Annotated in this window: 10 protein-coding genes; 2 read left to right on the forward strand and 8 right to left on the reverse strand. The window is 70.7% G+C overall.

What is annotated here, in order from left to right:
* Positions 1-20: 20 nt before the first annotated feature.
* On the forward strand, positions 21-1,391 hold the full coding sequence (gene glmU / locus BLV01_RS13035; protein ID WP_091799956.1) for a bifunctional UDP-N-acetylglucosamine diphosphorylase/glucosamine-1-phosphate N-acetyltransferase GlmU: 1,371 nt from the start codon (positions 21-23) through the stop codon (positions 1,389-1,391).
* A gap of 276 nt (positions 1,392-1,667) precedes the next feature.
* Here the strand turns inward: glmU and BLV01_RS13040 are convergent, their stop codons facing one another.
* From BLV01_RS13040 to BLV01_RS13075, 8 genes are all read right to left on the reverse strand, one after another.
* Positions 1,668-2,972 (reverse strand): sensor histidine kinase, encoded by a 1,305-nt coding sequence (locus BLV01_RS13040; RefSeq protein WP_091799959.1) that lies wholly within the window; start codon positions 2,970-2,972, stop codon positions 1,668-1,670.
* An 11-nt stretch (positions 2,973-2,983) separates the two neighbouring features.
* Positions 2,984-4,348, reverse strand: coding sequence for a sigma-54-dependent transcriptional regulator (locus BLV01_RS13045; protein WP_091799962.1), 1,365 nt, complete (start codon positions 4,346-4,348; stop codon positions 2,984-2,986).
* A 167-nt stretch (positions 4,349-4,515) separates the two neighbouring features.
* Positions 4,516-6,381: a DUF885 domain-containing protein gene (locus BLV01_RS13050; protein WP_091799964.1), complete on the reverse strand. Its 1,866-nt coding sequence runs from the start codon at positions 6,379-6,381 to the stop codon at positions 4,516-4,518.
* A gap of 213 nt (positions 6,382-6,594) precedes the next feature.
* Positions 6,595-7,821 carry an ABC transporter permease gene (locus BLV01_RS13055; protein ID WP_091799967.1) on the reverse strand — a complete coding sequence of 409 codons (1,227 nt, stop codon included), beginning with the start codon at positions 7,819-7,821 and terminating at the stop codon, positions 6,595-6,597.
* Between the two features lie 7 nt (positions 7,822-7,828).
* Positions 7,829-9,157, reverse strand: a complete 1,329-nt coding sequence (locus BLV01_RS13060) for an ABC transporter permease (RefSeq protein ID WP_091799970.1) — start codon at positions 9,155-9,157, stop codon at positions 7,829-7,831.
* A 10-nt stretch (positions 9,158-9,167) separates the two neighbouring features.
* Positions 9,168-9,890: an ABC transporter ATP-binding protein gene (locus BLV01_RS13065; RefSeq protein ID WP_091799973.1), complete on the reverse strand. Its 723-nt coding sequence runs from the start codon at positions 9,888-9,890 to the stop codon at positions 9,168-9,170.
* A gap of 180 nt (positions 9,891-10,070) precedes the next feature.
* Complete coding sequence (locus BLV01_RS13070; RefSeq protein WP_139178672.1) at positions 10,071-10,280, reverse strand: hypothetical protein; 210 nt, start codon at positions 10,278-10,280, stop codon at positions 10,071-10,073.
* 2 nt (positions 10,281-10,282) lie between these two features.
* Entirely contained in the window at positions 10,283-11,566 is a 1,284-nt protein-coding gene (locus BLV01_RS13075; protein WP_091799980.1) for an efflux RND transporter periplasmic adaptor subunit, read from the reverse strand.
* Positions 11,567-11,750: 184 nt separating this feature from the next.
* Between BLV01_RS13075 and glmS the strand changes: the two genes are divergently transcribed.
* The coding region (gene glmS, locus BLV01_RS13080; RefSeq protein WP_091799983.1) for a glutamine--fructose-6-phosphate transaminase (isomerizing) at positions 11,751-13,041 on the forward strand (1,291 nt) is incomplete at its 3' end.

Consider the following 13,041-nt stretch of genomic DNA (forward strand, 5'->3'; position numbering starts at 1 on the left):
CGTACATGGCTCATGAGTCGATGAACCAGTTGCACATCGTCATTCTCGCCGCCGGCGAAGGCAAGCGGATGAAGTCGGCGACCGCCAAGGTGCTGCAGAAGATCGCCGGGCGGCCGATGCTGGCGCACGTGATCGAGACCGCGCGCGCGCTGCGGCCGGCCGGCATCCACGTCGTCTACGGCCACGGCGGCGAGCAGGTCCGCGCCGCGTTCGCCGGCCAGGACGACCTGCGCTGGAGCGAGCAGGAGCAGCGTCTGGGCACCGGCCACGCCGTGCAGCAGGCGATGCCGGGCGTGCCGCAGGACGCGCGGGTGCTGGTGCTGTACGGCGACGTGCCGCTGATCGCCGCGCCGACCCTGCAACGGCTGCTCGATGCGCCCGGACGGCTGGCGGTGCTGGTCGCCGACCTCGACGACCCGACCGGCTACGGCCGCGTCGTGCGCGACCCGGAAGGCCGGGTCGGCCGCATCGTCGAGCACAAGGACGCCGACGAGGACCAGCGCACGATCCGCACCGTCAACACCGGCATCCTGGTCGCCGACGGCGAACCGCTGCGGCGCTGGCTGGACCGCCTGGGCAACGACAACGCCCAGGGCGAGTACTACCTCACCGACGTGTTCGCCTCCGCCGCGGCCGAGTACAACCCGGCCGAGATGGTTCACGTGGAAGACCCGATCGAAGTCGAGGGCGCTAACGACCCGTGGCAGCTGGCCCAGCTGGAGCGCGCGTTCCAGCGCCGCGCCGCGCGCGCGCTGTGCGTGCAAGGCGCGCGCCTGGCCGATCCGGCGCGCTACGACCAGCGCGGCACGGTGACGGTGGGCCGCGATGTCGAGATCGACGTCGACGCGATCCTGGAAGGCACGGTCGAACTCGGCGACGGCGTGCGCATCGGCCCGTTCTGCCGGCTCAAGGACGTGCGCCTGGGCGCCGGCACCGAAGTGCGCGCGCATTGCGACCTCGACGGCGTGGTGGTCGAGGGCGCGGCGCAGATCGGCCCGTACGCGCGCCTGCGCCCGGGCACGGTGCTGGCCGACGGCGCGCACGTGGGCAACTTCGTCGAGACCAAGAACGCGCGGGTCGGCGTGGGCAGCAAGGCCAACCATTTGAGCTACCTCGGCGACGCGGTGATCGGCGCGGGCGTCAACGTCGGCGCCGGCACCATCACCTGCAACTACGACGGGATCAACAAGTGGGTCACCACGATCGAGGACGGCGCCTTCATCGGCTCCAATTCCTCGCTGGTGGCGCCGGTGACCATCGGCAAGGACGCGACCATCGCCGCCGGTTCGACGATCACCCGGCCGGCGCCGGCCGGCGAGCTGAGCATCGGGCGCGCGCGCCAGGCGACGGTGGAAGGCTGGAAGCGGCCGGTGAAGAAGCCGAAGGAGTGAGGCGCGGGCCGATGTTCCTCTGCGATGAGGGGCGTCGTCCGTTGCGTGAGTTTCATCGGCGCTGCGGGAGCGGCGCCGGGTGCGAGGGTCGCGTCGGTGTTCGGGGTGGCGCGGTCGCGGCTTGCGCCGCTCCTACAAGGGCTGCGGATCGCGCCTGGCTCGCGGTAGGAGCGGCGCAAGCCGCGACTGCGACGCCGCACGCGCCGGCGCCCGTGTCGCTCGCCGGTGAATGCGCTCGCCTTCGCTCGCCCGCGGCCGGTAACGCCGCCGCCGCGGTCAGTCCGGCAGCACCATCGACACGCACAACCCGCCGCCCTCGCGGTTGAGCAGGGCGATGCGGCCGCCGTGCGCTTCGGCGATCTCGCGCGCCAGCGCCAGGCCCAGGCCGGTACCGTTGCGCTTGGTCGAGTAGAACGGCAGCAGCGCGTTGGCCAGCACCGCCTCGTTCATGCCGCTGCCGCGGTCGAGCACGTCGATGCGCCACGCGTCGGGCGTGCGCCGCAGCTGCAGGCGCACTTCCTGCGGCGCCGAACCCGATTCGTGCGCGTTCTTGAGCAGGTTGATCAGGCTCTGCTCCAGCTGCGCCACGTCGACCCGCGCGATCGCCTCGCCCGCCACGCCGTCGTAGCCGAACTCGACCTGGCTGCGCAGTTGCTGGATGAAGCGCGACCATTCGATCGGCTCCAGCCGCGGCGAGGGCAGTTTGGCGAAGCGGGCGTAGTCGCGGATGAAGCCTTCCAGGTGGCGCGCGCGTTCCTCGATGGTGGTGAGCGCGGTCGGCAGGCGCTCGTACTGGCCGCGGCGCAGCAGTTCGGCGCCGGAGTGGGCCAGCGAGGCGATCGGCGCCAGCGAGTTGTTGAGCTCGTGGCTGATCACCCGGATCACTTTCTTCCAGGTCTGCACTTCCTGCCGGCGCAGTTCGGCGGTGAGCTGGCGCAGCAGCACCAACTCGTGGACGCGGCCGTTGAGGCGGAACATGCGCCGCGACAGGTGGTAGATGTCCTCGTTCTCGACGTCGCCGACGCTGAACATGCCGTCGCCGCCGCGTTCGAAGGCCTCCTGCATCGGCGCCGGCGCCTCGCGCATGAGTTCGCCGAAGTCCTGGCCTTCCAGGCGCCGGCCCTCGCCGAGCATCTTGCGCGCGGCCAGGTTGCCCAGCACCACGCGCCGCGAGGGATCCACCAGCAGCATCGCCACCGGCGTGTTCTGCACCATGGTGTCGAGCAGCAGTTCGCGCTGGACCAGGTTCAAGCGCTGCTCGCGCAGGGCGTCGCCGAGGCGGTTGTGGCTGGCCACCAGCTCGCCGAGGTCGCCGTGGCCGCTCCAGTTGAAGCTGAAGGAATAGTCGCCGTCGCGATAGCTCGCGACCGAGCCGGCCAGCGCGCGGAACAGCGAGTTCATCGGCGCGAACAAACGGCTCACGTGATAGAACAGCAGCGGCGCCAGCGCCGCGATCACGATCGGCAGCGCCAGCCACGGCGGCGAGATCTGCCGCGACAGCCACCATGTCGCGGCCGCGCCCACCGCCAGGTAGGCCAGTGCGACCGTGCCGAACACCAGACTCAAGGGCAGGCGGCGCATGCTCGCTCTCCTCAGTCGCGCTTGATGCCGAGCCGGTCCAGGCGCCGGTACAGCGCCTGGCGCGACAGGCCCAGTTCGCCGGCGGCCTGCGCGAGCACGCCGCCGGCGCGCTCGATCGCCGCTTCGATCGCGGCGCGGTCGGGTTCTTCGGCGCCGGCCACCGGCGCCGCGGCGGCTGCTGCGGGCGCCGACGGCAGGCCCAGGTCGGCCGCGGCGATGCTGTCGCCGCGCGCCAGCAAGGCCGCGCGCTGCAGGGTGTTGCGCAGCTCGCGCACGTTGCCGGGCCACGGGTGCGCGAGCAGCGCGCGCTCGGCGTCCTCGCCCAGGCGCTTGCCGGCGCCGAGCGGATTGTCGGCGAGGAAATGCCGCGCCAGCGGCAGCACGTCGTCGCGGCGCTCGCCCAGCGGCGGGATCGCGATCTGGATGGTGTTGAGCCGGTAGTAGAGGTCTTCGCGGAAGCGGCCGTCGCGGATCATCGCCGGCAGGTCGGCGTTGGTCGCGCTGATCACCCGCACCCGCACCTGGCGCTCGCGGTTGGAGCCGAGCCGTTCGAAGCGGCCGGTCTCGAGCACGCGCAGCAGCTTCATCTGCCCGGCCGGCGGCAGGTTGCCGATCTCGTCGAGGAACAAGGTGCCGCCGTCGGCGGCCTCGAACTTGCCCTCGCGCATCTTGTTGGCGCCGGTGTAGGCGCCCGCGTCGGCGCCGAACAGTTCGGCCTCGATCAGTTCGGTCGGCAGCGCGCCGCAGTTCAAGGTCACGAACGCGCCGGCCTTGACCGCCGAGTTGGCCTGCACGATCTCGGCGATCTTTTCCTTGCCCGCGCCGTTGGGGCCGACGATCAGCACCGGCACGTCGGCGCGGGCGACGTGGCAGGCCAGCTCGACCACCCGCGTCATCGGTTCGGAGGCGAACACCAGCCCGCGCAGGTCGTAGCGCGCTTCCAGCTCGCGCACGACGCGGCGGCGCTGCTCGTGCAGGCGGCTGACCTCGCGCGTGCTGGCGCCCAGTTCGAGCAGGTTCTCGACGCTGGCCAGCAGTTTCTGGTCGTCCCAGGGCTTGGCCAGATAGTCGGCGGCGCCGGCCTTGGCCAGGTCCACCGCGATGTCCAGGTGGGTCCAGGCGGTCAGCAGGATGATCGGCAAGTCCGGGTGGCGCGCGCGGATCGCGCGGAACAGCGCCACGCCTTCCTGGCCGGAGGTGGTGTCGGCGGTGAAGTTCATGTCCTGCAGCACCAGGCCGATGTCCTCGCGCGCAAGCAGGTCCAGGCCCTGCTGCGGCGATTGCGCGGTCAGCACGCGGATATCGCGCAGGCCGAACAGCAGGTCCAGGGCGGTGCCGACCGCGGGGTTGTCGTCGATGACCAGGACGGTGCGCATGCGGGGCCGTGTGCGGAGGGAGGTGCGGAAAGCGCGGGTTGTTGCGCGCTTTCCAGGTGCCGAGTATGCCAGCGCGGGTCGGCGCCGGCGTAGGCCGGAAGGCGCGGGCGCGGGCGCGGCGCGCGGGAGCGATGGCGGCAGCCGCGACGCCATCGCTCCGCGCCGGCTCACTTCGCCGTCGTCGCGCCGGCGTCGCCGGCCTTGGCCGCGGCGATCCATTCGCCGATCCGCGCATCGAGTTCGCTCAACGGCAGCGCGCCGCCGCCGAGCACGCGGTCGTGGAAGGCGCGCAGGTCGAAGCGCGGGCCGAGTTCGCGCTGCGCCCGCGCGCGCAGTTCGCGGATCTTGAGCTGGCCCATCTTGTAGGCCAGCGCCTGGCCCGGCCAGGCGATGTAGCGGTCGGTCTCGGCCTGGATGTCGGGTTCCTCCATGTCGGAGTGCTCGCGCATCCACTGCACCATCTGCTCGCGGCTCCAGCGCTTGTAGTGCACGCCGGTGTCCAGCACCAGGCGGTTGGCGCGGATCAGTTCCTCCGAGAGCCGGCCGAAGTCGCTGTACGGGTCCTGGTAGAGGCCGACGTCCTTGCCCAGTTCCTCCGAGTACAAGCCCCAGCCTTCGATGAAGGCGAGCTGGCCGAGCAGGGTGCGGAACTTCGGCAGCGCCGGCAGTTCGCGGGCGATGCTCATCTGCAGGTGATGGCCGGGCACGCCTTCGTGGTAGGCCACCGCCTCGATCCGGGTCAGCAGGCGCTTTTCCGGCTCGCTGGTGTTGACCGTGATCAGGCCCGGGCGCTTGCCGTCGGGCGTGCCGGCCATGTACTGCGCGGCCGAGGCTTCCTTCTCGCGCCAGGTCTCCACCGCCTGCACCTGCACCTTGGCCTTGGGCAGGGTGCCGAACAGCTGCGGCAGCTTGGTTTCCATCTGCGCCAGGTATTTGCGGTACTCCTCCACGATCTGTTCGCGCGAGCTGGCGTGGTGCTTGGGATCGGTGGCGACGGCCTTGCGCATCGCCTTCAGGTCGGCGTAGCCCAGGCGCCGGGCGATGTCGCTCTGCGCTTGCTCGATGCGCTCCACTTCGCTCAGGCCGAGGCGATGGATCTGCTCGGGCGTCGCCTGGGTGGTGGTGTATTCCTCGATCGCGTCGCGGTAGATCGCCTCGCCGTTGGGCAGCGACCACACGCCGTATTGCTCGCGGCCGTGCGGCGCGTAGTCCTCGCGCACGAACCGGGCGAGTTCGCGGAAGGCCGGGCGCACCTGCTCATCGATGGCCGCGACGATCTCGCCGCGCAGGCGCTCGCGTTCGGCGGCGGGCACGGTGCCTGGGAATTTCTTCAGCGACGCGGCGAACACGTTGTCGGCGCCGGCCGGCGCGGCCAGGTCGTCGCACTGCTTGGCGACCTTTTCCAACAGGTAGCGCGGCGGCATCAGTCCGTCCTTGACGCCCTGCCGGGCCACGTCGGTGACCTGTTCGAGCAGCTTGGGCAGGCTGCGCAGACGGGTGGCGTAGTCCTGGTACTGGCGCGCGTTGTCGAACGGGAACGCGCTGGCCAGCGCGGCCAGGTTGAGGTGCACGCCGACGAACTGGTCCAGCGGCATTTCGTAGGTCTTCAGTTCGTAGCTGCGCAGCGAGCTGCTGAGCCAATCCACCATCAACCGGTGGTTGAGCCGGTCGCCCTCGGCGAAGCCGCGGGTGTCGATCGCCTCGAACTTGGCCAGCATGGCGCGGTTGCTGCGGTTCATGCGCGCAGCGCCGGCCAGCGAGTAATCCGCCCAGGCGTCGTTGCGGCGATAGTCGCCGAAGAAGCTGGCCTGCTCGGGCAGTTGCAGCATCAGGTCTTCCCACTGCTCGTCGAGCAGGGCGTTGAAGGCCTTGAGCCGCGCGGCGACGTCGGCGGCTTGCGCGTCGGCCGCGGCTGCGGGCGCTGGCGCGGGCGCGGCGAATGCGGACAGGCCGGGCGTGGCGGCGAGCGCGGCGGACAGCAGGGCGACGCGCAGCGCCGGACGCAGGGCGCGGCGGGAAAAGCTTCGGCTCATGGAAGGCTCCGTGACGAGAACAAGGACGGACAGGGCGCAGCATCCCGGGCCGTCCGGCGCGGGCGCCGGGCGGAGCGGAAGATCGCGGGGGCGCGCAGGCCGGCAGCTTGCCGCGCCTGCGCGTGTGGCACTACTGACGGGTGCCAGCGGTGCGATGTGACACGCCGGCGCCGGGTACGGCGCATGCCTTCGCCGGCGACGGCCGACCGCGGCTCAGGCCGCGCGCGTGGCCAACGCCGGCGGCACCATCGCCGCGCGCCGGGCCGGGCCGTACACCGCCAACTGGCCCAGCAGCCACAGGCTCAGCGCGCCCAGCGGCAGGTACAGCACCGGCAGCCGCGGCAGTTCGTAGTACTTCATCAGCAGCAGGTTGATCGCGAACGCGATCACCATGCCCAGCACGATGCCGATGCCGGTCAGCAGGAAGTTCTCGGTCTGGAAGTAGCGCAGGATCTGCCCGCGGGTGGCGCCGAGCGCGCGGCGCACGCCGATCTGCTTGGTCCGCTGCTGCACCCAGAAGCTGGCCAGGCCGACGATGCCGAGCGCGGTGACGATCAGCAGCGCCACGCACACCGCGCCGAGCAGCCACACCATCGAGCGGTCGGTGCGGTGGAACTTGTCGGCCATCTCTTCCAGCACGCCGTAGTCTTTGTCGAGGATGCGCTGCGGCCCGTTCTTGCTCAGGGTGCGGCCGACGGCCTCCAGCACCTGCTTGCGCTGGGTGGGATCGTTCACCCGGATCAGGTAGAAGCCGTTGTTGTAGTCCACCCGGCTGGGAAAGATCACCGAGTAATCCGCCGCCGCCGGCCCGGTGAGTTCGTTCGGGCGCAGCAGGTGCTCGATCACGCCGACGATGCGGATGCCGTCGGTGCCGCCGTTGTAGAACGGGCGCCCGAGCGGGTCCTGGCCGGGGAACAGCTTCTCGGCCAGCGCCTTGGTGACGATCGCGACCGGGATCGGCGGCGCGTCGGGCTTGGTGCGCTGGTTGAAATCGACGATCTCGTCTTCGCTGAAGTTGCGCCCGGCGACCAGCTTGGCGCCCAGCGTGTCGAGCAACTGGGCGTCGGCGAAGAACGTGGTGACGCTGGCGGTTTCCACTTGCTGGCTCGGCTTGGGGCCGATGCCGGAGTTCCAGGCCGAATCGCCGTAGCGCACCTGGTTGCTGATGGTGGCCGAGCGCACGCCGGGAATCGCGCGCAGCGCTGCCAGGTCGGAGCGGGTCAGCGCGTCGGTTTCGTTGCCGTTGCTGATGTCGCTGATGCGCAGCGCCAGCAGTTCCTTCTCGGCCATGCCGCTGGGGCGGTCGAGGCGGGCGATGCGGGTCTGGATCAGGAACAGCGCGTTGCAGATGATCGCGCAGGTCAGCGCGACTTCGAACACGATCAGCGCGGCGGCGGTCTTGTGCCGGCGCAGGGTGGTCAGGATCGGACGGATGTCCATGCGGGCCTCACTGGCTCTTGAGCTGGATGGCGGGCGTCACCTGGCAAGCGCGCCAGGCGGGCAGCAGCCCGGCCAGCACGCTGGCGGCAACGGCCAGGACGAAGGTGAAAGCGAGCATGGCCGGGTCCAGGTGGGCCAGTCCGGAGTAGCTGGTCTGCTGTTGCCGCACCGCCCACAGGCCGAGCTGGGCCAGCAGCAGCCCGAGCAGGCCGCCGGCCAGGCCGACGCTGCCGGCCTCGGTCAGGCACTGGGCGAAGATCTGGCGGCGGGTGGCGCCGAGCGCGCGGCGTACGCCGATCTCGCCGGAGCGGCGCAGGAACTTGGCCAGCAGCAGGCCGACCGTGTTGAGCAGGCACACCGCGAGGAAGCCGAACGCCAGCCACATCTGCAGGCGCACGTCGGCCGGCACCACCCGCTTGTAGTCGAGCCAGCCCATCAGCGTGTCGAGCTCGGGCGCGGTCGGGCGCACGAAGCGGCCGGCGGCGCGTTGCTGCGCGCTGTAGTTGACCAGGTACTGGCGGTACGCATCCACCTTCTGCGCCGTGCCCAGCTCGACCCAGTACTGGACCCACGCGCATTCGGCGTTGAGCGAGCGGTTGCCTTCCGGCAAGGCGCTGCTGTCGCCCCAGCAATCGATGTTGCCTTGCGGATTCATGCGCAGGTCGCGCGAGGTGCTGAACGGCACGAACAAGTCTTCGGGTTCGCCGAAGCCGCGCTGCAGGGTCAGGTCGTAGAAGTTGGGCTGCGGATGCCAAGACTCGATCACCCCGACCACGCGCAGTTCGTGGTTGTCCACCCACACCGACTTGCCGACGCTGTCGACGCCGCCGAACAGGCGGTCGTTGAGGGTCTTGCCGAGCACCGCCACGCGCGCGCGGTCGGCGTCTTCCTTGCCGGTCCACGCGGCGCCGTACTTGAACGGCACCTTGAACATGGGGAAGAAGTCGGCCGAGGTGAAGCGCGAGTTCTGGCGGAACGCCGGCAGGTTGTCGCGGCGCGGTTCGATCGCCACGTTGCCGGCGGTCATCAGCGCCTGGCGGTCGGCGCGCGCCTCGCGCAGCAGCGTTTCGGCGTCGAAGCGGGTCATGCTGTCGGATGGCTCGTGGTTGGTCACGTAGCCGGTCATCGAGCGCGGCTCCAGGCGCGGGTGGAACAGGTTCTGGCTCTGGCCCGGCAGCGGATCGCCGGAGAGCACGTAGAACACGGTCAGGGTGGTCATCGCCGCGCCGATGCCGAGCGCGATGGCGACCACCATCAGCGCGGTCAGCACCCGGTTGCGCTTGAAGCTGCGCGCGGCGAGCTGCAGGTAGTAGACGAACTGGCTGTTGCCGGACATGGGCGCGGCCTCAGGCGATGGCGTCGGCGGTGGCGCCCGCCGCGGCGCGGATCAGGCTCGGCTCGGCGCGCAGGTCGGTGGCCATGCCGTCGACGATGTGCACGTTGCGCTGGGCGCGCGCGGCCAGTTCCGGGTCGTGGGTGACCATGACGATGGTGGTGCCCTGGGCGTTGATGTCCTCGAGCAGTTCCATCACCCCGCGCGCCATCTGCGAATCCAGGTTGCCGGTGGGTTCGTCGGCCAGCAGCAGCCGCGGCGAGCCGGCCAGCGCGCGCGCGATCGCCGCGCGCTGCTGCTGGCCGCCGGACAGTTCGGTCGGGTAGTGGCGCATGCGCGAACCCAAGCCGACCTGGGTCAGCGCCTGCTCGATGCGCTCGCGCCGTTCGGCCGCGGGCATGCGCCGGTAGCGCAGCGGCACGTCGCAGTTGTCGAACAGGTTGAGGTCGGGGATCAGGTTGAAGCTTTGGAAGATGAAGCCGATCTTCTGGTTGCGCAGGCGCGAGCGGGCGTCGTCGGACAGGCCGCTGACGTTCTCGCCGTCGAGGGTGTACTCGCCGCCGGTGAAGGTCTCCAGCAGGCCGGCGATGTTGAGGAAGGTGGTCTTGCCCGAACCCGACGGCCCGGTCACGGCGACGAACTCGCCGTCGCGCACGTGCAGGTCCAGCGAGCGCAGCGCGTGGGTTTCGACGAGTTCGGTGCGGTAGACCTTGGTGACCTGGCGCATCTGCAGCATGGCGGTGTCCTTGAAGCGTGGATTGGATGGTCGGGTTGGGCAAACGGCTGGCGCGGCCTTCGGGACGTCATCCCCGCGAAGGCGGGAATCCAGAGACTTCGACGTCATGCATCGATGAAGCCCTGGACTCGCGCCTTCGCGGGGATGGCGTGCTGGCGGGCGCGCGGCATTGGGCGCGCTTCAACGCACCGAGAACAGCGGCAGCGCGATCGCGGCGGCGAAGCGCAGGCGGCTGCGCTTGGGCGCGGCGGTGGCGGCGTTGGCGCTGTCGGCGCGCTCGCCGTCGTGGTTGAAGTCGATCAGCTGATGCAGGCGCAGCGGCACCGCATCGGTCAGGTCCTGGGCGTTCCAGTGCGGGGCGAAGTCGTAGGCGTTGTTGGCGGCGTTCATGATCATTCTCCGGAGATGCGGACGGTTTCGGCGTTGGCGAACTGGTCTGCGCCGGAGACGACGATGCGCTCTCCCGGCTGCAGGCCCTCGAGGATTTCCACTTGGCTCAGGCTGCTCGCGCCGGTGCGGATGGCGCGGCGGGTGGCGACGCCGCCGGCGACCACGTAGGCGGTGGTGCCGCCGTCCTGTTCCAGGAACGGCCCGCGCTCGACGGTGAGCGCGTTGCGGCGGGTGTCGAGCACGATGCGCGCGCTCAGGCGCTGGTTCTGGCGCAGCGCCGGCGGCTGCGCGCCGGCGAAGCGCAGGCGGCTGACCACTTCGCCGGCGACGACTTCCGGCGACACCGCCGAGATCTTGGCCGCGTAGGACTTGCCGTCGTTGCCGGCGATCTGCGCCGGCATGCCGATGGCCAGGTCGCGGGCGAAGCTTTCCGGCACCTTGATCTCGACCTCGAACACGCCCAGGTCGACCACGCTCAGCACCGGATCGTTGATGGCGACGTTGGCGCGCTGCGCCACCTGCACCTGGCCGACCTGGCCGTCGAACGGCGCGCGCAGGGTCAGCGCATCGACCTGGCGCTGGGCCTCGGCGACGATGGCGGCCTGGCGCTGCGCCAGCAGGCGCTTGTTGCGCGTGTCCAGCGCGGCGCTGCGGTCCTGGCGGCCCAGGCCTTCGCGCGCGTGGCTCAGGCCGATCTGCGCTTTCTTCAATTCGTCCTGGGCCTTGGCCACGTCGACCTTGGCCACCGCGCCGCCCTCGAAGGCGCGGTTGTAGCGTTCCAGGTCGCGCTCGGCGGCGACGCGGTCGATGCCGGCCTGGTCGAATTCCTTGCGCGCGGTCGAGCGCGCCAGTTCGCCGTCGAGTTCGGCGCGGCTGGCCTCGGCTTCCAGGCCGGCCAGGGTGGACTGCTCCTGGGCGAGCTTGCTGCGCAGTTCCGGGCTGTCGATCTCGGCCAGCACCTGGCCCTTGCGCACCACGTCGCCGGCCACGACCTTGAGATCGACCGAGCCGCCGGCGATGGCGTAGAGGATCGGGTTGTTGGCCGCGATCACGCGGCCGTCGGCGGCGATGTCGCGGACCAGGTCGCCGCGCTTGACCTGCGCGATGCGCAGGCGCTCGGCCGACACCGAGGCGCCGCCGGCGGCCCAGCCGGCCGCGACCCAGGCGCCGGCGCCGAGCACCAGCGCGCCGGCCGCGGCGCCCAGCGCCCATTGCCGGCGGCGACGGGACTGGCCGGCGGCGGGGGCGACGCGGTGGTCTTGGGCGGAGGTGTCGCGGATGCTCATCGAAGGCGCTCGGCAGGGACTCTGCCCTATACCAAGCACATCCCGTGCCAACTTCAAGTTATTGATTTGAAAGAGGTGGGGCGGCTGTCCGCGCGTCCGTCCGTCCGGACAGGGCGTCCGCGCGGACACCGTGCGGGCGCGTCCGCAGCTAGAATGCGGTCACATTTCTTGGAGCGACTCCAGCATGTGCGGAATCGTTGGCGCGATCGCCGATCGCGATGTGGTACCGGTCCTGATCGATGGCCTGAAGCGGCTGGAATACCGCGGTTACGACTCGGCGGGCATCGCCGTGTTCGACGGCGCGCAGCTGCGCCGGGTGCGCCGCACCGGGCGCGTGGCGGAGATGGAGAACGCGGCCCAGGCCGAGGGCTTCAACGCCCAGGTCGGCATCGGCCACACGCGTTGGGCGACCCACGGCGGGGTGACCGAGGCCAATGCGCATCCGCACATCAGCTTCGGCGAACTGGCGGTGGTGCACAACGGCATCATCGAGAACCACGACGAGCAGCGCGAGCGTTTGCGCGCGGCCGGTTATGCGTTCGAATCGCAGACCGACACGGAAGTGATCGCGCACCTGGTGCATTTCCATTTGCGCCAGGGCCTGGACCTGCTCGCCGCGGTGCAGTCGGCGGCGCGCGAGCTGGTCGGCGCCTACGCGATCGCGGTGGTGAGCCTGAACGAGCCGGGCCGGCTGATCGCCGCGCGCATGGGCTGCCCGCTGCTGGTGGGCCTGGGCGAGGGCGAGAACTTCGTCGCCAGCGACGTCTCGGCGATCGTGCAGGCCACGCGCCGGGTGATCTTCCTGGAAGAGGGCGACACCGCCGAGATCACCCGCGCCGCGGTGCGGGTGTTCGACGCGGACGGCGCGGCGATCGAGCGCGAGGTGCATTTGTCGGACGTGTCGCTGGCCTCGCTGGAGCTGGGCCCGTACCGCCACTTCATGCAGAAGGAGATCCACGAGCAGCCGCGCGCGATCGCCGACACCATCGAGGCGGTGATCGACAACAACGGCTTCAGCGCGTCGCTGTTCGGGGCCAAGGCCGAGGACGTGTTCGCCGGCGTCGAAGGCGTGCAGATCCTGGCCTGCGGCACCAGCTATTACGCCGGCCTGACCGCGCGCTACTGGATCGAGGCCATCGCCGGGCTGCCGTGCCAGGTCGAGATCGCCAGCGAGTACCGCTACCGCGCGGCGGTGGCGAACCCGAAGCAGCTGATCGTGACGATTTCGCAGTCGGGCGAAACCCTCGACACGATGGAGGCGCTGAAGTACGCCAAGTCGCTGGGCCACGACAAGACCCTGTCGATCTGCAACGTGCCCGAGAGCGCGATCCCGCGCGCGAGCAAGCTGGTGTACTACACCCGCGCCGGCGCCGAGATCGGCGTGGCCTCGACCAAGGCGTTCACCACCCAGCTGGTGGCGTTGTTCACCCTGACCGCGACCCTGGCCAAGCTGCGCGGCGCGCTCAGCGACGAAC

Source organism: Lysobacter sp. yr284 (genome assembly GCF_900107375.1).
GTDB lineage: Bacteria > Pseudomonadota > Gammaproteobacteria > Xanthomonadales > Xanthomonadaceae > Lysobacter.

Coding starts and splice junctions, on each gene's coding strand:
- BLV01_RS13040 (WP_091799959.1), bottom strand. CDS start 2,972: ATGCGCCGCCTGCCCTTGAGTCTGGTGTTCGGCACGGTCGCACTGGCC.
- BLV01_RS13045 (WP_091799962.1), bottom strand. CDS start 4,348: ATGCGCACCGTCCTGGTCATCGACGACAACCCCGCGGTCGGCACCGCC.
- BLV01_RS13065 (WP_091799973.1), bottom strand. CDS start 9,890: ATGCTGCAGATGCGCCAGGTCACCAAGGTCTACCGCACCGAACTCGTC.
- BLV01_RS13070 (WP_139178672.1), bottom strand. CDS start 10,280: ATGAACGCCGCCAACAACGCCTACGACTTCGCCCCGCACTGGAACGCC.
- BLV01_RS13060 (WP_091799970.1), bottom strand. CDS start 9,157: ATGTCCGGCAACAGCCAGTTCGTCTACTACCTGCAGCTCGCCGCGCGC.
- BLV01_RS13055 (WP_091799967.1), bottom strand. CDS start 7,821: ATGGACATCCGTCCGATCCTGACCACCCTGCGCCGGCACAAGACCGCC.
- BLV01_RS13050 (WP_091799964.1), bottom strand. CDS start 6,381: ATGAGCCGAAGCTTTTCCCGCCGCGCCCTGCGTCCGGCGCTGCGCGTC.
- glmU (WP_091799956.1), top strand. CDS start 21: ATGAACCAGTTGCACATCGTCATTCTCGCCGCCGGCGAAGGCAAGCGG.
- BLV01_RS13075 (WP_091799980.1), bottom strand. CDS start 11,566: ATGAGCATCCGCGACACCTCCGCCCAAGACCACCGCGTCGCCCCCGCC.